General features: G+C 43.6%; 25 protein-coding genes and 1 other RNA gene. 11 read left to right on the plus strand and 15 right to left on the minus strand.

Going from position 1 to position 25,512, the window contains the following annotated elements; all coding sequences use genetic code 11:
• Nucleotides 1-6 precede the first annotated feature (6 nt).
• From MP3633_RS01980 to smpB, 9 genes are all read right to left on the minus strand, one after another.
• A complete protein-coding gene (locus MP3633_RS01980) occupies nt 7-276 on the minus strand; it encodes a K+/H+ antiporter subunit F (RefSeq protein ID WP_112136275.1) in 270 nt (89 codons plus the stop codon).
• On the minus strand, nt 270-755 hold the full coding sequence (locus tag MP3633_RS01985) for a Na+/H+ antiporter subunit E (protein ID WP_176334261.1): 486 nt from the start codon (nt 753-755) through the stop codon (nt 270-272). The genes MP3633_RS01980 and MP3633_RS01985 overlap by 7 nt, the downstream gene beginning before the upstream one ends.
• Nucleotides 752-2,263 (minus strand): monovalent cation/H+ antiporter subunit D, encoded by a 1,512-nt coding sequence (locus MP3633_RS01990; protein WP_176334262.1) that lies wholly within the window; start codon nt 2,261-2,263, stop codon nt 752-754. The genes MP3633_RS01985 and MP3633_RS01990 overlap by 4 nt, the downstream gene beginning before the upstream one ends.
• Nucleotides 2,264-2,629, minus strand: a complete 366-nt coding sequence (locus tag MP3633_RS01995) for a Na+/H+ antiporter subunit C (RefSeq protein WP_112136281.1) — start codon at nt 2,627-2,629, stop codon at nt 2,264-2,266.
• Nucleotides 2,629-5,427 (minus strand): monovalent cation/H+ antiporter subunit A, encoded by a 2,799-nt coding sequence (locus tag MP3633_RS02000; protein ID WP_176334263.1) that lies wholly within the window; start codon nt 5,425-5,427, stop codon nt 2,629-2,631. Before MP3633_RS02000 ends, MP3633_RS01995 begins: the two co-directional genes overlap by 1 nt.
• Nucleotides 5,428-5,734: 307 nt before the next feature.
• Entirely contained in the window at nt 5,735-6,346 is a 612-nt protein-coding gene (locus MP3633_RS02005) for a Yip1 family protein (protein ID WP_176334264.1), read from the minus strand.
• 215 nt (nt 6,347-6,561) lie between these two features.
• Nucleotides 6,562-7,209 (minus strand): putative periplasmic lipoprotein, encoded by a 648-nt coding sequence (locus MP3633_RS02010; protein WP_176334265.1) that lies wholly within the window; start codon nt 7,207-7,209, stop codon nt 6,562-6,564.
• A 283-nt stretch (nt 7,210-7,492) separates the two neighbouring features.
• Nucleotides 7,493-7,854, minus strand: a transfer-messenger RNA (tmRNA) gene (gene ssrA / locus MP3633_RS02015).
• 88 nt (nt 7,855-7,942) lie between these two features.
• Nucleotides 7,943-8,422, minus strand: coding sequence for an SsrA-binding protein SmpB (gene smpB / locus MP3633_RS02020; RefSeq protein WP_112136376.1), 480 nt, complete (start codon nt 8,420-8,422; stop codon nt 7,943-7,945).
• Nucleotides 8,423-8,603: 181 nt separating this feature from the next.
• Here smpB and MP3633_RS02025 point away from each other — a divergent pair, with 181 nt between their 5' ends.
• Genes MP3633_RS02025 through MP3633_RS02035 form a run of 3 tightly spaced genes read left to right on the plus strand, consistent with a single transcriptional unit; the run spans nt 8,604 to nt 10,681 of the window.
• Nucleotides 8,604-9,962 carry a sodium-dependent transporter gene (locus MP3633_RS02025; protein WP_176334266.1) on the plus strand — a complete coding sequence of 453 codons (1,359 nt, stop codon included), beginning with the start codon at nt 8,604-8,606 and terminating at the stop codon, nt 9,960-9,962.
• Between the two features lies 1 nt (nt 9,963).
• On the plus strand, nt 9,964-10,395 hold the full coding sequence (locus MP3633_RS02030; RefSeq protein WP_176334267.1) for a type II toxin-antitoxin system RatA family toxin: 432 nt from the start codon (nt 9,964-9,966) through the stop codon (nt 10,393-10,395).
• 1 nt (nt 10,396) lies between these two features.
• Nucleotides 10,397-10,681: an RnfH family protein gene (locus MP3633_RS02035; RefSeq protein ID WP_112136381.1), complete on the plus strand. Its 285-nt coding sequence runs from the start codon at nt 10,397-10,399 to the stop codon at nt 10,679-10,681.
• Here the strand turns inward: MP3633_RS02035 and MP3633_RS02040 are convergent.
• The gene (locus tag MP3633_RS02040; RefSeq protein WP_176334268.1) at nt 10,678-10,995 is read right to left on the minus strand and encodes an outer membrane protein assembly factor BamE; all 318 of its coding nucleotides are present in this window, start codon (nt 10,993-10,995) and stop codon (nt 10,678-10,680) included. The genes MP3633_RS02035 and MP3633_RS02040 overlap by 4 nt on opposite strands.
• A gap of 69 nt (nt 10,996-11,064) precedes the next feature.
• Between MP3633_RS02040 and fur the strand changes: the two genes are divergently transcribed.
• Nucleotides 11,065-11,475 (plus strand): ferric iron uptake transcriptional regulator, encoded by a 411-nt coding sequence (fur, locus tag MP3633_RS02045; protein ID WP_112136384.1) that lies wholly within the window; start codon nt 11,065-11,067, stop codon nt 11,473-11,475.
• Nucleotides 11,476-11,546: 71 nt separating this feature from the next.
• Here the strand turns inward: fur and recN are convergent, their stop codons facing one another.
• Nucleotides 11,547-13,217, minus strand: a complete 1,671-nt coding sequence (gene recN / locus MP3633_RS02050; protein ID WP_176334269.1) for a DNA repair protein RecN — start codon at nt 13,215-13,217, stop codon at nt 11,547-11,549.
• 185 nt (nt 13,218-13,402) lie between these two features.
• Between recN and grpE the strand changes: the two genes are divergently transcribed.
• The 3 genes from grpE to dnaJ all read left to right on the plus strand — a co-directional run bounded on the left by grpE (nt 13,403) and on the right by dnaJ (nt 17,302).
• Nucleotides 13,403-13,981: a nucleotide exchange factor GrpE gene (gene grpE / locus MP3633_RS02055; protein ID WP_112136387.1), complete on the plus strand. Its 579-nt coding sequence runs from the start codon at nt 13,403-13,405 to the stop codon at nt 13,979-13,981.
• A 102-nt stretch (nt 13,982-14,083) separates the two neighbouring features.
• On the plus strand, nt 14,084-15,997 hold the full coding sequence (dnaK, locus tag MP3633_RS02060) for a molecular chaperone DnaK (protein WP_112136389.1): 1,914 nt from the start codon (nt 14,084-14,086) through the stop codon (nt 15,995-15,997).
• A 174-nt stretch (nt 15,998-16,171) separates the two neighbouring features.
• Entirely contained in the window at nt 16,172-17,302 is a 1,131-nt protein-coding gene (gene dnaJ / locus MP3633_RS02065; RefSeq protein ID WP_176334270.1) for a molecular chaperone DnaJ, read from the plus strand.
• Nucleotides 17,303-17,336: 34 nt separating this feature from the next.
• On the opposite strand, the gene MP3633_RS02070 is transcribed toward dnaJ, so the two are convergent.
• Entirely contained in the window at nt 17,337-17,948 is a 612-nt protein-coding gene (locus MP3633_RS02070) for a uridine kinase family protein (protein ID WP_176334271.1), read from the minus strand.
• A gap of 130 nt (nt 17,949-18,078) precedes the next feature.
• Here MP3633_RS02070 and MP3633_RS02075 point away from each other — a divergent pair, with 130 nt between their 5' ends.
• The 4 genes from MP3633_RS02075 to gcvA all read left to right on the plus strand — a co-directional run bounded on the left by MP3633_RS02075 (nt 18,079) and on the right by gcvA (nt 22,125).
• Nucleotides 18,079-18,636, plus strand: coding sequence for a uridine kinase (locus tag MP3633_RS02075; protein WP_176334272.1), 558 nt, complete (start codon nt 18,079-18,081; stop codon nt 18,634-18,636).
• 33 nt (nt 18,637-18,669) lie between these two features.
• On the plus strand, nt 18,670-18,999 hold the full coding sequence (locus tag MP3633_RS02080) for a DUF3392 domain-containing protein (protein WP_176334273.1): 330 nt from the start codon (nt 18,670-18,672) through the stop codon (nt 18,997-18,999).
• 262 nt (nt 19,000-19,261) lie between these two features.
• Entirely contained in the window at nt 19,262-20,635 is a 1,374-nt protein-coding gene (locus tag MP3633_RS02085) for a glyceraldehyde-3-phosphate dehydrogenase (protein ID WP_176334274.1), read from the plus strand.
• Between the two features lie 545 nt (nt 20,636-21,180).
• Nucleotides 21,181-22,125, plus strand: a complete 945-nt coding sequence (gene gcvA / locus MP3633_RS02090; protein ID WP_112136400.1) for a transcriptional regulator GcvA — start codon at nt 21,181-21,183, stop codon at nt 22,123-22,125.
• Here gcvA and MP3633_RS02095 read toward each other — a convergent pair.
• The 3 genes from MP3633_RS02095 to MP3633_RS02105 form a co-directional block, all read right to left on the minus strand.
• Nucleotides 22,120-22,896: a TSUP family transporter gene (locus tag MP3633_RS02095; protein WP_112136402.1), complete on the minus strand. Its 777-nt coding sequence runs from the start codon at nt 22,894-22,896 to the stop codon at nt 22,120-22,122. The two genes, gcvA and MP3633_RS02095, sit on opposite strands and share 6 nt — an antisense overlap.
• A 122-nt stretch (nt 22,897-23,018) precedes the next feature.
• Entirely contained in the window at nt 23,019-24,506 is a 1,488-nt protein-coding gene (gene glpD / locus MP3633_RS02100) for a glycerol-3-phosphate dehydrogenase (protein ID WP_176334275.1), read from the minus strand.
• A gap of 183 nt (nt 24,507-24,689) precedes the next feature.
• A complete protein-coding gene (locus MP3633_RS02105) occupies nt 24,690-25,460 on the minus strand; it encodes a DeoR/GlpR family transcriptional regulator (RefSeq protein ID WP_112136406.1) in 771 nt (256 codons plus the stop codon).
• Nucleotides 25,461-25,512: the final 52 nt, after the last annotated feature.

Below are 25,512 nucleotides of genomic sequence, written 5' to 3' on the forward strand. Positions count from 1 at the left end.
CTTATCCTATTCTATGATGTCGCCGCGAAGTAAGTATTTACATAGTGCTGCCGTGCTGACAAAACCTAACATGGCAATTAATACTGCCGCTTCAAAATACAAAGCGCTTTTTATGTGAATGCCGTATAGCAAAATGAGTGCAATAGCATTTATGTACATAGTATCCAACGCCAGAATTCGGTCTGAGATGGTAGGGCCTTTTAGTAGCCGCCATAAATTCAAAATCAAAGCGATGCAAATGCAAACAGCCACAATAGTGATGGTTAAATTTAGCATCCAAAAATCTCCTTGATTGGCTTTTCGTAACGCTGCTTGATGGATTCAATAAGCTCGGCTTCATTGTCTAAGTGAAGAGCGTGAATATAAAGCCACGCTTTGTCTTTCGATACCTCTGCACTGACGGTTCCTGGTGTAAGAGAAACAGTGCTGGCCAAAATAGTGATCCCTAGGTCTGAACCGACATTAATGGGAACAGCAATAAAGCCAGGATTGAGCTTTTTAATTGGCCCAATGATGAGCAATGCCACTTCCACGTTAGCAGTAAGTATGTCCTTCATCACCATTAGTACATAACGAATGGCCAGCCAAGGCTTAAGTATTTTAGGATGTTCGTCGCGCATGCCTGTAACGAGCCAAGGTATTGTTATGGCAAAAAAAATCGCCAAGACGATGTGTCCTGCACTGATAGAATTATTCAATAACAGCCAAACTACAAACAGTAAAAAGCTGTGAAATGGCATAGGGAAAAACTTCATAGTGCCACTCCTGGTAATAAATCATAAGCGGAAGACTGAATGTCGTGCAGGTAGTAAGCCGCTTGTTGAGTGAATTCAGTGATATAACCACCGAATAAAACCAGTATTGGAGAAGCCAGCAATAGCAGTGCAATACTGACTATTTCTGTTGTTTTTGCCGGCTCAGCGTCAGTTGCTATTGTTCCATTATGTCGCCAAAACAATGTGGTTCCCGCTCTAGAAAAAGTAATCAAAGCGGCGAGGCTCCCGATAAGAATGAGAGGCCAAACCCACATGGTTTGTGCGGTAGACTGCGTTGCTTGCAGAATCATGATTTTTCCGACAAAGCCTGAAAGCGGCGGCATTCCAATGAGCGCCATTGCCGCAATCGCAAAGGCAAAACCTAATAACCTTGGTTGAACAAAAGGGCGAGAACGTACGAAGCGGTCTTCTGCTTTTCCTCGTTGGCGAGCCATAACATCCGCTAATAAAAAGAGTCCTGCTGATGCCAATGTGCTGTGGATCATGTAATAAAGAGCAGCAGAGGTAGCGGCTTCGGAATTGATTGCTGCGCAAGCGAGCAAGCTACCACTGGAAACAATCACTAAATTCGCGCTTAGTGTCTTGATACCTGGGCTGGCAAACACGCCAATGGTACCAATAGTGATTGTTAGTAAGGCCAAAGGCCATAACCAAGGTGTCGCAATATTCGCTAATTCACCAGCATTTTCGCCAAATATAACGGTATAGACGCGGAAAATACTGTAAATACCTACCTTTGTCATAATAGCAAATAAAGCGGCCACAGGTGCGCTGGCACTTGCATAGGTTTTAGGAAGCCAAAAATGCATGGGTAGCATGGCGGCTTTTAAACCAAATACGACCAATAATAGCAATGCGCCTGTTTTTGCCAGTGTCGCGGTTTCACCTTGAAGTTGACCGACTTTCACTGCCATGTCGGCCATATTTAGCGTGCCAAGGGTGCCGTATAATATGCCAAGACCAAATAAGAACAGGCTAGAGCCGACTAAATTAAGAATGACATAATGCAGTGCAGCTTGTGTTTTTTGTTTACCGCCAGCGTGAATTAATAAGGCATATGAAGCGATCAATAACACTTCAAAAAAGACGAATAAGTTAAATATGTCACCAGTTAAAAACGCACCGTTAATTCCCATGATTTGAAACATGAACAAGGGATGAAAATAGGCACCGCCTTTATCTTGCCCCGAAACGGCATACAACATAACGCAAAATGCTAAAAATGCAGTGAGTAGTACGAGCAGGCTAGATACTCTGTCTGCCACAAGAGCGATGCCAAAGGGCGCTTGCCAACCCCCTAATGCATAAAGTTGAACGCCTTCAGCATTGATTTTATAAAGCAAAACAGCGGACGAAATAAGGAGAAATAACGTGCCAATAATCGAGGCAACTCGCTGTGAATTGATATCGCGAGATATGGGTGGCAGCAACATAAGAGCGCCAAACAACAAAGGGATCAGAATCGGAAAAATGCTTAGATGTTGCATTTATTGACTCCCTCCTGATTTTGCCGAGACATCGCCAGGTTGAGTTGGTAGCGTGCCATCAACGTGATCATTGCCTAAATCGGCACGTGCACGCATTGCCAATATCACCGCAAAAGCGGTCATTGCAAAACCAATAACAATGGCGGTTAACACCAATGCTTGAGGGAGCGGATCGCTATATTGTTCAGACTGACCAAGCACCGCCGCTGCATTGAGTTTGAGTCGTCCACTTGCGAACAGAAACAAATTCACGGCGTAAGATAAGAGCGTCAACCCGATAACCACGGAAAAACTACGGCCTCGTAACGCAAGAAAAACACCACAGGCGGTTAATAAACCAACGCAAAATGCGTACAAACCTTCCATTACTCATGCTCCTTTTGAACAGGGCGCTCACTGGTTGTTAGTTGTCCGAGATTGGCAAGGATCAGCATGGTAGCACCAACGACCGTGAGGAAAACACCAAGATCAAATACCATGGCGCTGGCTAATTCGAACTTCCCGATGACGGGTAAATAGAAATAATCGAACCAAGATGACAAGAAAGTATGTCCGAAGGCCCAGCTACCGAGACCGCTTAATGTCGCGATACCAATACCAGAACCAATCATGATCTGATAATCCAATTTGATTCGTGTCTTAATCCACACCACACCATGAGCGACGTACTGCTGAATAATCGCGACCGATGTGATCAGGCCTGCGATAAAGCCACCGCCAGGCATGTTGTGACCACGTAAGAAAATATACGCTGATACCAAAAGTGCCAGTGGTAATAAACTTTGTGATATTACGGCTAATAAAATTGGGTATCTGTCTTCGGACCAAGTCAGTCCGTTGTCGTCGCTGGATGGCATGTAGAGACGCATTCTCGCAATCAGCTTATAAATGCCTAGCGCGGCAATGCCCAATACGGTGATTTCGCCCAAGGTATCAAAGCCACGAAAATCCACCAAAATAACATTAACAATATTGGTTCCGCCGCCACCGGTCTTACTATTCTCAGTGAAGAAGGTTGAAATCGTATCGAGAGGGCGAGTCATTAAGGCATAACAAATTGTACCAATAACCCCACCAATCAATGAGGCCAGACTCAAATCTCGAACCACACGGCGAGGAGACGACTCTTTCGGCGTTTTTTGTGGTAAGAAAAATAAAGCCAGTATTAATAAAATGACGGTAACCACTTCAACAGATAACTGAGTAAGAGCCAAGTCTGGTGCAGAAAATTGAGCAAACGCCAAGGAAACGATTAAGCCTACGACGGACAACGTGAGCAAAGCGACGACACGCCTTCTGTGCCATAGCACAGTGGCCAGAGCGGAAAGGCATAGTAAAACCGCACAAGTGATTGATAGTGCATCGACTGGGATTTCAGGGCGTTGTCCAGCCGTGGTGTTCAGTTTCATTAGCGACGACGCTGTCATAATGACGGCAAAGCTCAGAACGAAGAAAATATAGCGCTGTAAAGAACCATTTTCTGTCAGCGCAATAAAGCGGCTTGCTTTCTCCGTAAGGAATTGGATAACGCCTTCAAAAACCAGTTTAGGGTCATTGGCTGGGAACTGTGCTTGAAACTTAAACAAATGAGAGCGGCTGTAATACATGAATAGCCCGCCGATTAGAGCGATCACACTCATTAGTAAAGGAAAATTAAAGCCGTGCCAAATAGCAAGGTTGTAGCTCGGGGCGGGCCCATTTAATGTCGCGCTGGCGGCCGCCAACAAAAGGTCGCCCACTACCAAACTCGGGAAAATACCGACTATCAGACACAGGCCTACTAAAATTTCCACTGGAACGCGCATGTATCGAGGCGGTTCGTGCGGTGTTTTTGGTAGGTTAATCGGCTCGCCGTTAAAAAATACATCGTGAATAAAACGTGTGGAATAAGCGACAGCGAATACACCACCTAATGTGGCTAAGACTGGAATAAACCACGACAAAGACCCCAGCGATGCTTGGTGCAGTGTTTCGGTAAAGAACATTTCTTTGGATAAGAAGCCATTCATTAATGGTACGCCAGCCATCGACGCAGAGGCCACCATGGCAAGCGTCGCAGTATAAGGCATGTACTTCCATAAACCGTTTAGCTGACGCATGTCTCGTGAGCCAGATTCGTGGTCAATAATCCCCGCCGCCATAAACAATGATGCTTTGAAGATCGCATGGTTAATAATATGGAAAATGGCGGCGACGGCCGCAAGATCTGTCCCCATACCCAATAACAACGTAATTAAGCCCAAATGACTAATGGTTGAGTTGGCTAAAAGGCCCTTTAAATCGTGTTGGAACAGCGCAACGTAAGCACCGACAAGGAAGGTTGCAAGGCCTGTTAGGCTCACAATTAAAAACCATAAATTAGTATCTGCCAGCGCTGGGTAAAACCGAGCCATTAGAAAGATACCCGCTTTCACCATAGTAGCGGAATGCAAATAGGCACTGACAGGGGTTGGAGCTGCCATGGCATTGGGTAGCCAAAAATGGAAAGGAAACTGTGCGGATTTAGTAAAAGCGCCAAGCAGTATCAATACAACAATAATAGGGTAATTCGCACTGGCCTTGATTACATCGCCATTGTCTAAAATGTCCTGAAGACTAAAGCTTCCGACGGTATTGCCTAATATGAGCAAGCCAGCTAGAAGTGCTAAGCCACCAGCGCCGGTGACGGTAAGCGCCATTCTGGCGCCTTTTCGAGCTTCCGTTTTATGTCCCCAAAAACTGATCAATAGGAAGGAGCTAATGCTGGTCAATTCCCAGAAAAACCATAACTGAATCAAATTGTCAGATAGAACAACACCCAACATAGAGAACATGAATAAAATTAAATAGGCGTAAAACTTACCAATCGAATCTTGAGCCGATAGGTAATAGCGAGCATAGAGGATGACGAGTAAGCCAATGCCAAGAATTAATATAGAGAATAGTAAAGCAAGGCCATCTAAACGAAAGGCAAGCTCTAGTCCAATGGCAGGAATCCATGGGATAGCCTCTTGGAAACGCTCACCCTGAAAGATATCACCAGCATGAGAAAGAATTAAAAATAAGGTTAAAGCGGGTAATGCCGCTGTCATAAAGGCACAAGCAGTTCGGCTTAAACGAGCAGAAATAAGCGGAATTAATGTACCCAATAAAGGAAGAAAAGGAAGCCAGATAAGTGAGCTCAAGGGCAAATTTCCTTTCTAGTTAGCGAATATACAAGATGCATTTGTGGTGTGAGCATGGTTGTTGTTCCTAACAATCTGTCTCTAAATGTGATTTCTATTCATGACCCTGAGAACGCATAGGGTAATTACTTAACAAGCATAGCCTTTTACTAATCTAATCAATAGCCTAAAACCACCTTCATAGGAAAAAAATACCACAGATTAGTCACAAGGATAAGGGAGAGTAAGAAAGCAAACGACGGAAAAAGTTCCGTCGTTTGCTGAAGAAGAGGCGTCCGCTTTAACTATTAAGCGTAAAAAGGGTCAATTACTGAAAAAAACTCCAGACAATGCTGTTCTCAGACCCTAGGCTCCAAAGTAAAACCACCGCGGCGAGCAAGGCTTCTAATACCAAAACTCCAATGCCTAATGTCGTACTGGAAAGTATAAACCCTTGTTTATGACTGATGCCCAAAAAGCTTGGCGTGCCTCGGTAAAGTAAGTAGCCGGTATAGGCTACGCCAGCCACGCAAGCGAGTAAACACAGCCAAATGATCGGATATATAGCAAATAGACCGCTTAAGAACATTGGTGTGGCGATATAGCCCGCAAATACAATGCACTCTTGGCGAGGTGGGCGGTTGGCGTGATTTCGAGCCATCCAATGGATTAAACTACCGACCATTACCACAGCAGCGAGAATCAGCACATAAAACAAAACCCCCAAACTAAGGCCATCCATAAAAGAAACCTTAATCGCTTCACTCCCTCCAAATGTCCAGCCAAATTGTGTTGTTCCAATGAAAGTACTCACCACTGGAATTGCTGCCATCCAAAGGACATGGTGATAGAACATGTGGCTTACTGATTCATGTTCCTCGTTAATAGCTCGCCATTCTTTATCTGGATGATGAATAAGACCCCAAACATGATTGATCATGGATTCCCCCTTGCTTCACAACGTGAGCGTAATGGATTTGGAAAAACTCCTGATACAGCCACGCCCAAACAAAAGTGGCCTGTATGAAGTATAGATAGATACGTAAGAAATAACGAAAAAGGTAATAATTTTTTCTTATAAAAAAGTAAGCTTTAGGACGATAAAGGAGTAAAGCCGCTCGTAATTCATTTGTACGCCATTGTTATGCTGCAATCTTATTGGCAGTTGTAATCTTGCTTCATCTCGACAGCGTAAGGTTTATCTACTGGATTATTGAAGTTGGCTCTAACGATTGCGTCTTTTGCTAAGAACTCGAACATTTTCCATTTTGAACAACTCGCATGAACCACGGTATTGGTCGAGTCCAAAATAAGATTATTTTGTTTGTCCGTCAGTTTGAATTGAAAAGTATAAATATTCGTCGGTGTGTCTACCGTTTTGTAGCCACTAACAATGGGTTCCATAAAGTGTCGATAGCGAGTGAAGCAGGTTCGAGTATTCGAATCGGCATTTCTACGGCAAATGGTATAAGGAAGGTTTCGCTCGTTATTGAAAATAGGAACTTGTTTTGTTTCAGTTTTGGTTTCTGAGGTGAAGTTTACCACCAGACGATAATCTGGGGTGCTCTGTACTTCCGAGACATTAGTAAAACCGCGTTCTTCGAATGCACTCATAACATCGGGAATGTAGCGTTTGTTCGTGAGCGGATCACCTTCCTCGCTTGAGATCACAGCAATAGCGGCAGATTTATCAATATTCACATTCGAGTCCACGTTGCTAACATTCTGACCAGACAACTTAACGTTGGACGAGCAGCCCGCTAGGAGCGCTGAAAACAGCATCAAAAATGTGAAAAACTTCATACTGGCCTTCTCCATTACTTATCAAATATCCGACACACATAAAAACATACCTAACGATCAAAGCCGAGGCGTGACACACGGCTTTCACGCATTTTTCAAAAACCTTACTGTAACGTAGCATTTAAATGAGAAAATTGAAGGCGGCTGAACGTGGTGATGAAGTGAGCGGGCATAAATAATAGGCAATAAAAAACCACCCGAAGGTGGTTTTAAATTCGATGCTTCATACGTGCATCCAGTTCCTTTTAAAAAGTGCAAACCCTTCTAAAAACAACCGTTTAATTGGTGGAGGCGGGGGGGGTCGAACCCCCGTCCGTCAATCCTCTGCCATCGGCTCTACATGCATAGTCACTTCAATTATTTGACCACGAACCGCCCGAAGGACAGGGTGTTAATGGCGAGCCTACTTAATCTTAGAACCTTATCCCTAGGCGGGGCATCGGTTAGCATCTAGTAATTTATGATACTGCAGAATCTCTGGCTACAAGCAACCTGAGGGCAGCACACTAGCAGCGGTTTAGGCTGCTAAAGCGTAGTTTTCGTCGTTTGCGACTATAAAATTGATGCGGGGGATTAACGAGATCACGCATCACTCTCGACATGCACCTTTGGGTTTGTAACCGACGTCGAAACCATGTCGCCCCCAAAAAGTAACTCAAGTCTAACGGAAACAATGTGCTTACGCTAGACATAACGCTGAAATATTCAGTATCTACACGATTGAAATAGAGTGTTAGATGTTGTTTTTCATTAGTCGTTCTTTGTCTCTTGACCAATCACGATCTCGTTCTGTATCGCGTTTGTCGTGGTCTTTTTTACCGGTTACTAAGGCCACTTCACACTTGATTTTGTTGCCTTTCCAGTACAGCGCCATGGCCGCGCAGGTTTTGCCTTTCTGTTCCGTCACTTGAATGATTTTCTCAAGCTCTTTTCGATTCAATAGCAGTTTGCGTTGGCGCATTGGCTCGCAGACTACGTGTGTTGAAGCGCTAAGCAGTGGCACAATACGCGCACCAACAAGCCATGCTTCGTTTTGGTGAATGATTACGAAGGCGTCTACTAATTGAGCTTTGCCTTCGCGCAGACTTTTTACTTCCCAACCAGATAAAACCAGTCCTGCTTCGAACTTCTGGTCAACAAAGTAGTCAAATTTTGCACGTTTATTTAGCGCAATAGTGCCCGTGCTACTGGATTTTTTCTTTACTTTACTCATAGTTGGAAATTATACGGTCGATAGCGGCAAAAACCTATGCTTTTCTTGAGGTATGCGCCTGAATGTTAGAAAATTCGCACTTGTTAATTAATTTGTCTGTTTAGGTCTTGTGGGTGTGTTGGCCTCGTCTGCATCTTCCTCCTTTACTTAAACACTTGTTGTGTATTTAGAGCTTAAATTTATGCCTGAAAGTCGATGTTTACAAGGTATCTGGTCAAGTCCATGGATATTTATTTTTGCGGCCAGTGGATCGGCGGTGGGGCTTGGGAATATTTGGAAATTTCCTTATGTGTTAGGGCAAAACGGAGGTGGTGCCTTTTTGTTGGTGTACTGCCTGTGTTTGTTGCTGGTTGGCCTTCCTGTATTGATGGCGGAGGTGGCGTTGGGCCGCACGGTTCGTTCTAACCCTATCGATACGGTAAATGATTTAAGCGAGCGTCGCATCGTGCATAAAGCTTGGGTGTTTGTGCCTTGGTTGGCCGGAGTGACGGGTTTTTTGATTCTGACTTTCTACAGTGTCATTGCGGGATGGTCCCTGGCGTATTTAGAGCGTGCTTTATCGGGTGATTTCAAAGAGATTACTCAGGTTGGTGCGGCCGTTATGTTTGGTGATTTATTATCAGATCCAACGGAGATGTTGCTCTGGCATTCTGTCTTTATGGCGTTGGTGGTGTTGACGGTTGGTCAGTCTGTTACCCGTGGATTGTCGGCGGTTGTACGTTTATTGTTGCCTACTTTAGTGGTGAGTTTGATTCTGCTGGCCAGTTATTCCATGATGATTGGGAATACCTCTGAAGCAATGGACTTTATGTTTCGTTGGTCTTGGCAGGATATTACTTTTGATGTTGTTCTTGCGGCGGTCGGACTTGCTCTGTTTAGTTTGAGTGTTGGCATGGGGGCGATGTTTGCTTATGGCGCTTACATGAGTAAGCGGATGTCCATTGCTCGTGCTTGTAGCATTGTTGTTGGAGTGGATTTGCTGGTGGCAATTTTGGCCGGCTTGGTTATCTTTCCGTTGGTCTTTTCCTTTCAAATTGATGTGGAAGCGGGCCCAAGTTTAACCTTTGTGTCTTTGCCTATCATTTTTGGTAGTCTGCCCGGTGGTCTGTTTTTTGCTGGTGTCTTCTTTTTACTACTGGTGGTCGCAGCGTTGACTTCTGCTATATCAATGTTGGAATTGTTTGTTGCTTGGTTGCATGAGAAATTTTACATTGCGCGTTTGAAAGCGGCTTTTTTAATGGGATTGGCTGTCTGGTTTCTTGGTATTGCGGTGTTATTGTCTTTTAATCATTGGGACAGCAAAATTATCTTTGGGATGAATTTTTTTGAGTTGTTAGATGAGTTTACATCTCTGATCCTTTTGCCTGTTGGTGCAATTTTATTGTCTGTTTTGGTGGCTTGGTTTATACCGCATTCTATGTTGCAAAATGAGATGATTACGAAACAGGCTAATCATTTCCAATGGTGGTATAAAACGTTAAAATACATCAGTATTCCTGCTATGTTGGTGATTACCTTTGCAGGTTGGATAGGAGTTTAGTTTGAGTCATATAGAGCGTTTTGCTCATGTTAATTACAGTTGCGAGCAGATGTTTGCATTGGTTAATGATATCGATGGTTATCCAGAGTTCGTGCCAGGGTGCTTGGCTTCTACACTGATTTCGAGAACACCGACTGAAATCGTCGCGTCTTTGGATGTGGGTAAAGGGCCTGTACGACAATCCTTTACGACAAAGAATTTTTTGGAAAACTATAGCCGAATAGAAATGACTTTAGTAAAAGGGCCATTTAAAAGTCTACACGGAGTATGGACTTTTACCGAGCTGTCACCGACTAGCTGTAAAATTATGTTGAGTATTAACTTCGAATTAAGCGGTATGCTGAAATTTGCTTTTGGTGGTGTGTTTAGCCAGATAGCCAATACGATGGTGGATTCTTTTAGCAAGCGTGCAAAAGTGGTATACGGTGAATAGTATGAGAGTTGAAGTGGCTTATGCTTTGCCTAATAAGCAAAAAATTATTACGTTGGAGGTTGAAGAAGGCTGCACCGTTCGCGATGCTGTTCGTCATTCCAATATTACTGCTTTTTTTCCTGATGTGAATGTAGAAACTATTAAGGTTGGTATTTTTGGAAAAACGGTGCGTAATGCAGAAGAACAAGTGTTAAAAGAAGGCGAGCGTGTTGAACTGTATCGTGAACTGACGGTTGACCCTAAACAAGCTAGAGCCAACCGAGCAGCAAAAACAACAAAAGGCTAGTTGTTTTTAATTTGTGTTAAAACGCCATTGCTGAAAATTAGTACTAGGTCGTTAACATCACTTTTTTTGGTGTCTGGCGCTGCATATCGAGTTGTGTATAAATAATGCCACTCGTCTGGTTTAAAGGTATCTTTTAACATTGGGTTCCCCAATAGGTAAGTTACCTGAGATTCCGACATGCCAACTTGTAACTGTGATAACTGTTCCTTCGTTATAAGGTTTCCTTGTGTTACCGGAACCTTGTAAGGTGGTGGGAATAAACTGCATGCGCCAAGTGAAAGTGCCGCGCATAGTATAAAAACTGATTTTTTCATTTGTATTATCCTTACTCTGGTATGCTAATGATAAAGTAATTATCAATAAGATCGAATAGAGAATGACTCATGACTAGCGAAAATCAAGAGCTAAAGAAAGCGGGACTCAAGGTAACTTTGCCACGAGTGAAAATTTTACAAATTCTTGAGACTGCAGGTGACCGCCATATGAGCGCGGATGATGTCTATCGTACCCTGCTCGATCAAGGTGAAGACGTAGGCCTAGCAACGGTCTATCGTGTTTTAACTCAATTCGAAACGGCTGATTTGGTTCAGCGCCATCACTTTGAAGCAGGCACTGCTGTTTTTGAATTGGCGAAAGGCGATCATCACGATCACATGATTTGTTTAGAGACTGGTAAAGTGATTGAGTTCGTTGATCCTATTATTGAGCAACGTCAGCATGAAATTGCTGAAGCGCATGGCTTCGATATTGAAGATCACAGTCTGATTATGTATGTGCGTCCAAAGAAAAAATAAACACTCTCTTACGTTATAGTGAGTGTGAAGGGCTTAAACTGCAGAGTTTAAGCCCTTTTTTGAATTTCTTGTTACTGTAACTGAACATTCCCAAGCATTTCACGAGCGTGCGCTAAGGTTTGCTCTGTAAGTTCTAGTCCACCTAATAGGCGTGCAATTTCGTGAGTGCGTTCTTGGTCCTTTAACAATGCCACTTGTGAAGATGTTGCTTCATCCGCAACTAATTTACTGACGCGTAGGTGTTGATTGCCTTGCGCAGCGACTTGAGCTAAATGAGTAACACAGAAAACTTGTCCGCGTTTGCCAACAGAGCGAAGCATGCGGCCGACCACTTCGGCGATACCGCCACTGATACCAACGTCTACTTCGTCAAATACCAAGGTCGGAATAATCGATGTGTGCGCGGTGACCACTTGGATACCTAAGCTGATTCGTGACAACTCACCGCCTGATGCCACTTTGCGTAGTGGTTGAGCTGGCTGCCCTGGGTTGGAGGCGATCATGTATTCGATGTCTTCAAAGCCGTTAGCCGTCACTTGATTAAGTGGTTGGCACTGAATAAAGAAACGGGCATGGGGCATACCTAAGCCATGAACTTGTTCTTCCACTTTTTGAGCGAGGTCGTCTTTCGCTGTGATGCGCTTCTCGGTCAATGTTGTGGCAAGTGCAGTTAGGTTTTCGTAGGCTTGTTCTTCTTTTTCTTTTAGTGACTCTAAGCTTTCTTCACTGCCTTGTAGGCTATTCAGTTCTGTTTCGACACTTTCTCGCAATATTAAAAGTGTTTCTGGGAGTGTCCTATGTTTTCGAGCCGTTTCATAAATATCGGATAAGCGCTGCTCTACCTCGGTAAGGCGTTCTGGGTTTTGCTCCAGCGTATCTTGGTAATGATGTAAACTATCTGCGGCTTCTTGGGCTTGAATAAGCGCGGTGTTCATCATTTCGAGCGCGCTTTCGAGCTCTTTGGTGGTAGGGTTGATTTGGTTAGCGCTATTAATGGCTTGATGTAATAAAGAGCAAACGTTGCCTTCGTCGCTGTCAATCAAAATGCCACTGGCTTGATAGGCTTTAAATTGCGAATCAGCAATGTTGGATAAAAAGGCTTGTTCGTTTTCCAGTGCTTCAATCTCACCTTTTTGCAGATCGAGTTGCTGGAATTCTTGAGCTTGATAGGCGAGGAGTTGAATTTTAGCATTTTGTTCAGATGAACGATTTTGTTGAGCAGACAGCTCTTCTTTTAGCTGTCGCCAGACAGTGTATTGCTGGTTTACTTTTTTACTTAAGTCAGTCAACTGGCCATAGGCATCAAGTTGTTGCCTTTGTGCATTCTTTTTTAATAAAGACTGATGTTCGTGTTGTCCATGAATATCAACAAGTTGACTGCCCACTTCTTTTAAATCGCTTAAGGTACAAGGGCGACCATTTATATACGCTTTCGAACGGCCTTCCTTGCTGATGACGCGACGTAGTATGCAATGTTGGTCATGTTCTAGGTCTCTTTCCTCAAGCCATTTATGAACATGAGGGTATTGCTGTATATCGAAGCTGGCGCTGATGTCAGCTCTTTTTTCACCATGCCTTACAACCGCGGCGTCAGTACGATCGCCTAAGCATAAAGACAAGGCGTCCACCATAATGGACTTACCGGCGCCCGTTTCACCTGAAATCACGGTCATGCCTTTTTTGAATTCCAGCTCTAGGGATTCAACAATGGCGAAGTTGGAGATAGCGATACTGGTCAGCATAGAGTGCTCCGAAATAGAAAATATTTTATATGGTTATTTATACAGTAGTTGGTTGTTTTTTGACAAGTCTAGTTCGCAAATTTAATTCCCATGAAATTAATGCGGTTTTAGTATTGAAAGGTAAAAAGCTGTCCCCATATAACCAGCACAGAGAAAGAATTGTTTCTGTTATTTGGAGTTAAAGAATGAGTGAGCAGCAAAAAAATCCTAATCTAGACGCGGAGCAAGTTTTGAAAAGCGAAACGCAAAACGAAACAGTAGAAGAACTTTTGGAGCCTGAAGTAGAGCTTTTAGAGGAAGTTACTGAAAATGATGAGCTTGCAAAAGCATTAGAAGAAGTCGCTCAGTATAAAGAAGCGGCACTTCGAGCTCATGCCGATGCGCAAAATGTGCGCCGTCGTGCGGAGCAAGATGTTGAAAAGGCGCATAAATTTGGCGTCGAAAAATTTGCGAAAGCAATTGTAGGTGTTGCGGATAATCTTGAGCGAGCGCTGACATCGGCCCCTGAAACAGGTGAATCAGACCCTGTTCGTGAAGGTGTTGAGCTTACGCTAAAAGATTTGCTTGAAACCTTAGCGCGTTTTGAGGTGGCCGTGGTTGATCCACATGGCGAACCTTTCGACCCAGCATTGCATCAAGCGATCACCATGATGCCAAATCCTGAGTTAGAGCCAAACACGGTAATGGATGTTGTGCAAAAAGGTTATACGCTTCATGGCCGTCTATTGCGTCCAGCAATGGTTGTGGTTTCAAGCGCGGCTTAAATTGCCTGTCATTTTTTTGACACTAAGCGCTTGAAATATAAAAAAGCGGACCCAAATACAGAATCATCATTGTAATAAACGAATTTATTGGAGAGACAAACCATGGGTAGAATCATTGGTATTGATTTAGGTACAACGAACTCTTGTGTTGCCGTATTAGATGGCGAGAAAGCACGCGTAATTGAAAATGCTGAAGGCGATCGCACCACACCGTCCATCGTTGCTTATGCAGAAGACGGTGAAGTGTTAGTCGGTCAATCTGCTAAGCGTCAAGCGGTAACAAACCCAACAAACACTGTGTTTGCTGTTAAGCGTTTGATTGGTCGTAAGTTTAAAGACGATGTTGTTCAAAAAGACATCTCTATGGTGCCTTACAAAATCGTAGCTGCGGATAACGGTGATGCATGGGTAGAAGTGAAAGGCGAGAAAAGAGCGCCACCACAAATTTCTGCTGAAGTTCTTAAGAAAATGAAGAAAACAGCGGAAGACTTCCTAGGCGAAAAAGTAACAGAGGCGGTTATTACAGTACCTGCCTACTTCAACGATTCTCAGCGTCAAGCAACAAAAGACGCGGGTAAAATCGCTGGTCTAGAAGTGAAACGTATTATCAACGAACCAACGGCAGCGGCTTTGGCTTACGGCCTAGATAAAAGCACTGGCGACTCTACTATCGCGGTTTATGACCTTGGTGGTGGTACGTTCGATATTTCTATCATCGAAATCGCTGACGTAGATGGCGAGAAGCAATTCGAAGTACTGTCTACTAATGGCGATACTTTCTTAGGTGGTGAAGATTTCGATATGCGTATTATCGAATTTTTAGCGGCTGAGTTTAAAAAATCATCTGGTATCGATCTACATAACGATCCATTGGCACTACAGCGTTTAAAAGAAGCAGGCGAAAAAGCGAAAGTTGAGTTGTCTTCTTCTTCTCAGACAGAAGTTAACTTGCCTTACATCACAGCAGATGCGTCTGGCCCTAAACATTTGAACGTGAAATTGACACGTTCTAAGTTAGAGTCTTTGGTTGAAGAGCTTGTATTGAAATCTCTTGAGCCTTGTCGTCAAGCATTGAAAGATGCCGACCTGACAGCGGCTGACATCGATGATGTTATCTTGGTTGGTGGTCAAACACGTATGCCAATGGTTCAAGCGAAAGTAACTGAATTCTTTGGTAAAGAACCACGTAAAGACGTGAACCCAGATGAAGCCGTTGCAATTGGTGCTTCTATTCAAGGTGCGGTGCTTTCTGGTGATGTAAAAGACGTTCTTCTTCTAGACGTTACACCACTGTCTTTAGGTATCGAGACTATGGGCGGCGTGATGACGGCGCTGATCGAGAAAAATACGACGATTCCTACTAAGAAGTCTCAGACTTTCTCTACAGCAGAAGACAATCAAAATGCAGTGACTATCCATGCATTGCAGGGTGAGCGTAAACAAGCGTCTCAGAATAAATCTCTAGGTCGTTTTGACTTGGCTGACATTCCACCTGCTCCACGTGGCGTGCCACAAATCGAAGTAAGCTTCGATCTTGATGCCAACGGTATCTTGAGTGTGTCTGCGAAAGACAAAGCAACGGGTAAAGAGCAGTCTATTGTCATTAAATCTTCTTCTGGTTTGACTGACGAAGAAGTTGAAAAAATGGTTCGAGACGCTGAAGCGAATGTCGAAGAAGATCGCAAGTTCGAAGAACTTGTACAAGTTCGCAACACAGCTGACGGCATGATTCACGCTACTCGTAAAACTTTGGTTGATGCTGGCGACAAAGCAACAGCAGAAGAGAAAGAAGCGATTGAAACAGCGATCACTGAGCTTGAAGAGGCGCTAACGTCTAACGACAAAGAGAAGATCGAAGAGAAAACGAATGCGTTGACTCAAGCGTCTGGTACTTTGGCTCAGAAGATGTATGCAGAAGCAGAAGCCGGCGAACAGCCAGCTGAAGGCGAACAAGCTAAGTCTCAGGATGATGCGGTTGACGCCGAGTTCGAAGAAGTAAAAGACGATAAAAAATAAGCGTTAAACCTTATTTTTGCCCTTGTCAAAAAGGGTTGTTAATAGCGAACACGGTTTTAGGACCGTGTTTTGCTATTTGTAATGTCTTAGATTGACGACTTTGCAGACTCTTTAGATTTGGACTTTTCAATTCAGATTTTTTAATTCGGACTTTTTAATTCAGGAATGCCTTCGATGAGCAAAAGAGACTATTACGACGTTCTTGGGGTGGCCAAAAGCGCGGATAAGAAAGATATTAAAAAAGCTTATCGTTCTTTAGCGAATAAGTACCATCCAGATAAAAACCCAGATAACCCAGAAGCACTTGATAAATTCAAAGAGCTGGCAGAAGCTTATGAAATCCTGTCTTCTGATGAAAAACGCGAAGCCTATGATCGATTTGGCCATGAAGGTGTTAATGGTCAGGGCGGCGGTTACGGCGGTGGTGCTGGAGCTGGTGGTTTTAGTGATGTTTTCGGTGATGTGTTTGGTGACATTTTTGGCGGCGGTGGCGGTGGCGGTCAAAGCCGAACTCGTCGTGGTTCCGATTTGCGTTACACATTAGAGCTTGACCTTGAGCAAGCAGTCTGGGGATGCGAAGAAAAAATTCGTATACCAACGCTGGTGAATTGTAAGAAGTGTGAAGGTTCTGGTGCGAAAAAAGGCTCAACGCCGAAAACCTGTGGCACGTGTGGTGGCGCAGGCCAAGTCCGCATGTCACAAGGTTTTTTCTCTGTTCAGCAGGCGTGCCCAGAGTGTCATGGTGCCGGTCAAGTTATCAGCGATCCTTGTCATGATTGCCATGGACAAGGTCGAGTGCAAGAGTACAAAACACTTAATGTTAAAATTCCTGCCGGCGTAGACACAGGTGATCGTATTCGTTTGTCTGGTGAAGGTGAAGCCGGAACGCATGGTGGGCCATCAGGTGACTTGTTTGTTCAGGTATCGGTGAAGCCGCACAGTATTTTTGAACGAGATGGTGCGAACTTATATTGTGAAGTACCTATCAGCTTCACTACGGCTGCGTTGGGTGGTGAAATTGATGTGCCTACGCTAGATGGTCGTGTACGTCTGAAGGTGACGGCTGAATGTCAGTCAGGTAAATTGTTCCGTCTTCGTAATAAAGGCGTTAAGCCTGTGCGTGGCGGTCCAGTGGGTGATTTGATTTGTAAGGCTGTGATCGAAACACCAGTGAACCTAACGTCTCGTCAAAAAGAGTTATTCACAGAGTTGTCTGAAAGCATGGGAGAGGGAACAAATCACTCGCCTAAGCAAAAAAATTGGTTTGACGGTGTGAAGCGTTTCTTTGACGACATTAAGAAATAAAAGATTTGTTATTCCTATCGTTTAAAAAAGGCGCCTATTTGGCGCCTTTTTCTTTTAGTAAATAGTCAATATAGTTGCGTAGTAAATTGGCGGCATTGGTGAAGCTTTTATTGTTCGGAATAATAAAGTCCGATTTGCTGCGAATATCTATCGTCTTTAGTGAGGCTTGGCGTACATGACGCATATAGCGGCTGGTTACTTCGTTCACATCTCGACCACGCTCAGCGATGTCTCGCTTCAGTCGTCGAACGATAGCGATGTCCATGTCGGTGTCGACGTAGAGTAGGTAGTCAACGGCATCACGAATGCCAGCGTCTTGAAACATCATATGACCTTCTACCAATACAATGTGAGTAGGGTCTAAATTTCGGTACCCTATACGTTTGTGTTGTGAGTGATCATAAACAGGAATTTCGTTTGGTTGCTGGCGGTTTTTACAGTTATGAATGGCCAGCGTTATGCTCTCAAGGTCTAACGAGTTTAGGTCGTCAAAGTTGTATACATCTGGGTCAATACTGCCACACCCATTATAGAAACTGTCTTGGCAAAGAACGGTGATTTTATCGCCTTGACCTTCCGCTAATAGAGAGCATAGTCGGCTTTTTCCGCTGCCGGATACGCCTGTGATGCCAATAACAAGAGCCATGAATTACCTCAATAAATAAAGTTTTGATGCTCCTTTGGTTGAAGGAGTTTATAGTGTCGTATTATATATCAGGTTTGTCTTTTTTTGCCCAGTCAAACTGGAACATGACATCTCATTGGGAAAAAGGTTAATGTCTAGAAAATTTACTTCAGTGTTTGCTGTGTTGATTCTTGTTTTAGTGGGAATGACGACGGTTGTAAATGCAAAAACGACTGAAATTCCTCAGCTTTCTAATATAGCCGAATTGTTTGGTTTGCCACTGAATGATTTGAGCTTGTCTCGGTTGGAGAAGAAACTTGATAGCATGGGGTTACATAGTTACCCTTCTTATAAAGAGGGAGAAGTGAGCTACAGTTTGGGGCCTGAAGGTATTTTGGGTGTGACTAATGCGACCATTTTTTCGAATTCATCTAGGTATGTACAGCAGGCACTGTTGTCAGGCGTTGTGGGAAGTCTTGAAAAGCGCCAGGCGCTGGGTGAATTACTACAGAAAAAGTATGGCGCTCCTAGTGAGGGCTACTTGAATGACGGCATTGGTCGATCAAAGTGGCTGTTTAAAGATGGCACTATGATCGAGTTTCATAATAGTACTTATGATGTATATATTATGTATGTCGATGAGCGGCCTAGAGTGATGGGGCGTTCTGGTCAAATTGATGTTGAGGCTTTGTCTCGTAAAAAACAGTAGTGTTGTATTTTTTGCTTTGTAGTATTTATTATTATGTTTATTCTAGATCTTAATCTTCGTTTGGCGCACTTAATTCAACCTCACCTTCATGACATATCTTTGGCCTTGGTGGCCACCTGCTTGGTAGTGTATGGCGATAAAGTGAATGGGTTTCTTAAGCGCTTAGTTTCTTCTTGGGTCTTTATTGCTCGGGTTATGGCGTTTATTTTGATGTGTACGTTTGGGTACGGACTTTTAGCCTTGTGGAGTCAGCCACTGGTTTATTGGGGGATTACACGCGTTGATTTTGTGTATCGCCCCGTTTTGTTGCTTGCTTGTTTTTGCTTTTTGGGGGTTTTGGCGGAAAGAAAGCGTCATTTATAAAATAATTCATGAAATTATCTACCAGTTTACGTTGCCAAATTACAACATAGCGGCGCTATTTGTGCGGATGTGCCGCTTGATAGTGCGATTATGTAGTAAAGTTTCTAACCCTTCCTTTTTATTTCGTTATTTCTATAAAAAAACACTCTAAACTACCGGTTTTAAAGGTTTTTTGTAGTCTTCTTACAATTTGTTTTTGTCTAATTCTCTCGTTAAACTGCGCCCATATTGATACAACAGAGTCTTTTTTCGGGGGCAGAAAATGACAAACACTTGGTTACAAACACTTTCGCAAGCAGAATCTATGATTCCTCTTTTGGGTAAACTTGGTCGTGAAAAAGCGATTAAAGTTCAGTTGGCAGGAAACACCTTGATGGCAGACTCTGTTACTGGATTAATGACGGCTTTTGATCAGCATCCAGAGCTAGATCTTGTGCAAGTCTATCAAGTGTTGGAGCAGGTTCTTGCTAGCAATAATGCACATACCACCGTGGAGCTTGAGTCTCTTATTGCAGAAGCGGATGTGTCTTCTGTATTGGCGGCGCATTCTCAAAATGGCTCTGAAACCCCTGTTGTGTTGTACGGCTTTGGTCGCATTGGTCGTTTGCTTGCTCGTCGTATGTGTGCGTTAGGTCATACAACACCAGGTATGGCGTTGGCGGCTATTGTTGTTCGTAAGGCTTGTGATAACGACCTTGCTAAACGTGCTAGCTTATTAAAATACGATTCGGTTCACGGCATATACGAAGGTTTAGTTAAGGTTGATGAAGCGAACCAATCATTGATTATTAATGGTTCTCCAGTAAAAATCATTTATGCTTCAGATCCTGCTGAAGTCGATTATCAAGCGCATGGCATCGACAACGCTCTATTAGTTGATAACACTGGGCGCTGGCGTGACCGTGACGGTTTGAGTGTTCACTTGAATCGCCCAGGTATTGAGCGTGTTGTGTTGACCGCGCCAGGTAAAGAAATGAAAAACATTGTTTTCGGCGTAAACGACAGTGATATCACCGAAGACGATCGCATTGTTTCTGCGGCGTCTTGCACAACCAACGCGATTACACCGATATTGTCTGTTCTTGAAGACAAGTTCGGTATCGTATCTGGTCATGTTGAAACGATTCATGCTTACACCAATGACCAGAATCTAATCGATAATATTCATAAGGGTGATCGTCGTGGCCGTGCAGCAGGCATGAACATGGTGATGACAGAAACGGGTGCGGCTAAAGCCGTTTCAAAAGCGATTCCTTCTCTAGAAGGCAAATTGAGCGGCAGCGCCATCCGAGTTCCTGTGATTAACGTCTCTATCGCGGTATTAAGTCTAAATCTGAAGTCTGAGACATCGGTTGAAGAGATTAACCAGTTGCTAAAATCGGCGTCTAATAGCGCCGAGTTAACAGGGCAAATTGGCTACAGTGAAGAGGCGGATGCGGTGAGTTCTGACTTTATCGGTTCTCAACAAGCAGGGATTTTAGATTCGTTAGCAACGAAAGTTCGCGGCAATCAAGCGACATTATATGTTTGGTACGACAACGAGTATGGTTACAGCTGTCAGGTGGTTCGTTTGATGGAGAAACTTGCTCAGGTAAATTTTATGAGTGTTGAGTTGCTTGAAGAGCAAGCTGCTTAATAAATAACGACTGCATTACATTGTTTTTTTGAACGGCGACCCCTAAGGTCGCCGTTTTTTGTTCTGATATGGATGTCATCAATGTTGGAAAGAAAAATCGGATAAAAAAAAGCCGGATAAAGATCCGGCTTAAATAAAAGTAACTAGCAGTATCACACTGTGGGGAATGATACGACTCACTCAAAACATGACTGTGGGACACGTTTTGAGAATAATACAGTTAGGGCTGTATCGGTAAATATTAGGTTGCTGTTAAACCTAAGATATAACGCTATTCTAGCTTCAGAGAGGAAGGTTACAAACGATATAAATTGATTTGTAGGATTAGATAGATTAATGCAAAATACAATAATATATTCTTGAATACGCGCCTTGTTACTCTGGGTTATTTTTAATTTTCGTGATTTACTGTTTTTTTTTACTTTAATTGATCATATTAGGGTGATAAATGCGATTTTTAGGTGCACATTCAATATATAGAAAATATTTTCTAATTATCTTTTTTTATTTTGCAGTAGCTGAGCTCGTCTTATGATGGTTTTTTTATGAAGTCTATTCCTTTGGCTGGACTGGGTACGTTTGCTATCGCTGCGCGCCATTTGAGTTTTACAAAAGCCGGGCAAGAAATGCACCTAACGCAAGGCGCTATTAGTCAGCAAATTCGGCAATTAGAAGAAAGGTTAGGGCTGACTTTATTTATTCGTTATCACCGGCGTTTGGAGTTAACGGTAGCCGGCGCACGTTTGGCCGTTCAGTTAAATCATAGTTTCAATGAAATCAATGAGTTGGTCTCAGATCTTCAGGAAGAAGAAACCTCCAATATTTTAACCGTTTCTGTTATGCCATCGTTTGCAACCAAATGGTTGATTCCTCGACTGGGCAGTTTGCAAGAAGCCTATCCTGATTTACAGCTTCGCATCCAAGCCAACGATAGAGAAGTGAACTTCCAGCGTGACAGAATTGATGTGGCGATAGTGCATAGCCATGTTCATAGCTCCAAAGGGCATATTGTTCCCTTGATGAAGGATAAGGTGTTTCCTGTTTGCAGTCCTGCGTTTGCGCAGCAGCGGGCTTTGAGCGAAGCGAGTCAATTAGCACAAGTACCTTTATTAAATGATGACTCTGAATGGCGTTTTTCTAGTCCTTATGCAGAGTGGGAGAAGTGGCTGCTACTGGCTAATGCAAAAGGTATTAAACCTTCTCGTGGCATCAGTTTTAACCGAGGTGATCTTGCTGTGCAGGCCGCTATTGCAGGGCAGGGTGTTGCCTTAGGAAGAACGCCTTTGGTGATGGATGATATTCAGCAAGGGCGATTAATGATGCCGTTTTCAGAAATATTGGACGAAGGGCATGCGTATTTGTTTGTTTGCCCTGAAATGCAGCGCCAGCGAGAGCCGGTTCAGCAGTTGCTCAGTTGGTTAGTTGCACAGTGCTATCAATATTCACCAGAGGATACTTTGACGACGCCCGATGATTTGAACTCACTATAAGTAGTTATCTAAAAGCAGTTTTACTGAAATCGCCAAGCACATAATAATCACCATAGGACGAATGAGTTTTACACCTTTGGTGATGACGAGACGTGAGCCGATTTGCGCGCCAAACCATTGGCCTATTCCCATAACAATCCCTAACGCCCAAATAAGATGACCGCTAAAGGCAAACATCGCGAGTGACGCTAAGTTACTGGTCGCATTGAGTACTTTCGTGTGTGCCGTTGCTGAAACCACCGTCAATCCCATTAGGCATAGGTAAGCCGTTGAAAAAAAAGCGCCGGTGCCAGGGCCAATTAAGCCATCATAAAAACCAATACTGGTACCGATAATCACGGCAAACTGCACATGAGTAAGAGAAAACTTACTGGCAATATAAGGTTGAAGCTTTGGCAAAAAGAAAAAGAAAATAGCCACGGCAATTAAAATAATAGGCACTGCTTTTAGCAACAGGCCACTGTCTAGATAAGAGACTAATAGTGTTCCGAAGACGGCACCGATTGCCGTCATTGCAATGGGTAGCCACATATCCGAAAGTGTCACTTGTCCTTTTTTAATAAAGTGATAAGAAGCCGAGACTGTGCCTGCACAGCCTTGTAATTTATTGGTCGCCAATGCCTCCGCTGGAGAAAGGCCTGCTGCTAATAAGACGGGAACGGTAATCAGGCCGCCGCCGCCTGCAATCGCGTCGATCATTCCGGCAAAAAACGCGGCCCCAAAGAGCGCAAGATAAACCCAAAGAGAAATCTCAAAAAATACAAAATCCATTGCGTGTTGTTTCCTATTATAGAGGGAGGTTAGGCGCGTTTTAGTAGACCAAAAAAAGCCCACCTAAACAATCGTTTAGATGAGCTAATGAGTAGGAATGTTAAAATTCGTTACCGACGATATTACACTTTCGTTTGTATGTAGCCTTCAAGGGTAGTCACTTGATCTGGTGTCAGCTCAAGCCCCAGTTTAGTGCGGCGCCACAGAATGTCTTCGGCTGAACGTGCCCACTCATGATTTATCAAATAATCGACTTCTACTTGATAAAGCTGATTGCCAAAGTGTTGCCCAAGCTCGCTCTCGGAGTTGACTTTATCCAGCAAAGTATGGGTTAGCGTGCCGTAGCTGTTAGCAAAGCGACGAGCAAGGTTAGCGCCAATGAAAGGGTAGTCTTGTTGAAGTTTCATGGTGAAGGCATCCAATGACATGTCTAAATTACCACCTGGTAGTGGTTTTTTGTCTGTCCAAGCCTCGCCAAGGTTATCGAAATAAGGCGTAAGTTTAGTCATCGCTGATAAAGCCAGTTTACGATAGGTTGTGATTTTTCCACCAAAAATACTTAGCAATGGTGCTTTGTGATTTTTGTCGTCTAGATGCAGAGTGTAATCCCGAGTCACAGCGGATGGATCAGAGGACTCGTCTTCTAATAAAGGACGAACGCCGGAATAGCTCCATACGACATCGGCTGGAGAGAGTGTTTTTTTGAAGTGATCGTTTGCCACTTTTAAAATGTACTGGGTTTCTTCTTCGGAAATCGCCACATCGTTAGGGTTGCCCTTGTATTCAACATCGGTTGTGCCTAGTAGCGTGTAGTGTTCACGATAAGGAATTGCAAAAACGATACGCTTATCCGTGTTTTGCATAATAAATGCATTAGAGTGCTGATATAGCTTAGGTACTACGATATGGCTTCCCTTGATCATGCGAATGCCATATGGGGCTTTTTGCTCTAGTTTAGTTTCGATAAATGATGATACCCAAGGCCCTGCGGCGTTTACTAACGCTTTCGCGGTTATCTCGTGGGTTTCTTTAGTTATCTGATCTTCTAGGCTTATATGCCATTGATTGTCGACACGCTTTGCTGAAGTGCAGCGAGTGCGAACAAAAATAGAGGCGCCATTTTGTTGTGCGCTAAGAGCGTTGATCACAACTAAGCGAGCATCATCTACCCAGCAATCTGAGTACTCAAAGCCTTGTGTTATATCGTCTTTTAGCGGGCTGTCAGTGCCGTATTTTACGCCTTTTGAGCCCAGCAGAGTATCTCGTTTCCCTAAGTTGTCGTAGAGAAACAAACCGATGCGTATTAACCAAGCTGGGCGTAAATGAGGTCTATGTGGCATTTGGAAACGCATGGGCGTGACTAAGTGAGGCGCTATTTTTAACAGAACTTCACGTTCTGTTAACGCTTCTTTCACAAGGCGAAATTCGTAGTGTTCCAAATAGCGTAAGCCACCGTGAATCAACTTACTGCTTGACGATGAGGTGGCGTGAGCCAAATCTCCCATTTCGCAAAGGCCAACATTCAAGCCGCGTCCTGCCGCGTCAGCGGCGATTCCGGTGCCGTTAATGCCGCCGCCAACAACAAATAGGTCAAAATGGGAGTGATTCATGCAAAGCCTCACGGTTGATATACGAATGTGTATGTTCGAAAATGAACATTTGAATTCGATATTAAACCTCTATGTGTCTCATGACAATATCGGTTTGTAAGATTTTGGTGAATATTTGATCTTTTTGATGAAAAAAGCAGAAGTGGCAAACCTCAATTAAGCTGGTAGTGCTGTGCCCAAGGGTTACTTGGGCGTACAAAGCTCTAATCGTACTTTGTGTTCTTTCATCATGTTAATGATGGCTTTTGGCGGTTGTTCGTCGGTAAACAGTCTGTCGACTTGTGAGATATTACCTAAGCGGACAACGGCGTTACGGCCGAATTTAGCGCTGTCAGCTGCAAGAAAAACAGTACGAGAGTTATTGATAATACTTTGTGCAACGCGAACTTCTTGATAGTCGTAATCCAAAAGAGAACCGTCATTTGGGTCTATCCCACTGATACCTATAATGCCAAAGTCCACTCGGAATTGATTGATGAAGTCGATGGTGGCCTCTCCCATAACGCCGCCATCACGAGAGCGAACCGTGCCACCAGCAATGATGACGGTAAAGTCTTCTTTTCCGCTTAAGATAGCGGCGACGTTTAAATTATTAGTAATAACTTGTAGGCCTTGGTGATTCAATAATTCTCGCGCAACCGTTTCGGTTGTTGTACCTATATTGATAAACAGGGAAGCATGATTAGGGATTTCAGCGGCAATTTTTTTAGCAATTTGTTCTTTTGCTGGAAGTTGTAATATTTGTCTGGTTGCATAAGCCACGTTGGTGGTGCTGGAATCGTAACTGGCGCCACCATGATGTCGGCGTATTTTATCCGCTTTAGCCAACTCATTGATATCTCTGCGAATGGTTTGCGGTGTGACAGTAAATTGGCTGGCCAATTCATCAATTGTGACATAGCCCTTTTCTTTTACTATGGCGACAATGTTGTCTTGGCGAGAGAGTTGACCCATATTGTTTTATTCTCCTGAAAAAGGTTACTACTTGCTAAATGTGTACACATTG

Origin of the sequence: Marinomonas primoryensis, from assembly GCF_013372285.1 — a bacterium.
GTDB classification, from domain to species: domain Bacteria; phylum Pseudomonadota; class Gammaproteobacteria; order Pseudomonadales; family Marinomonadaceae; genus Marinomonas; species Marinomonas primoryensis.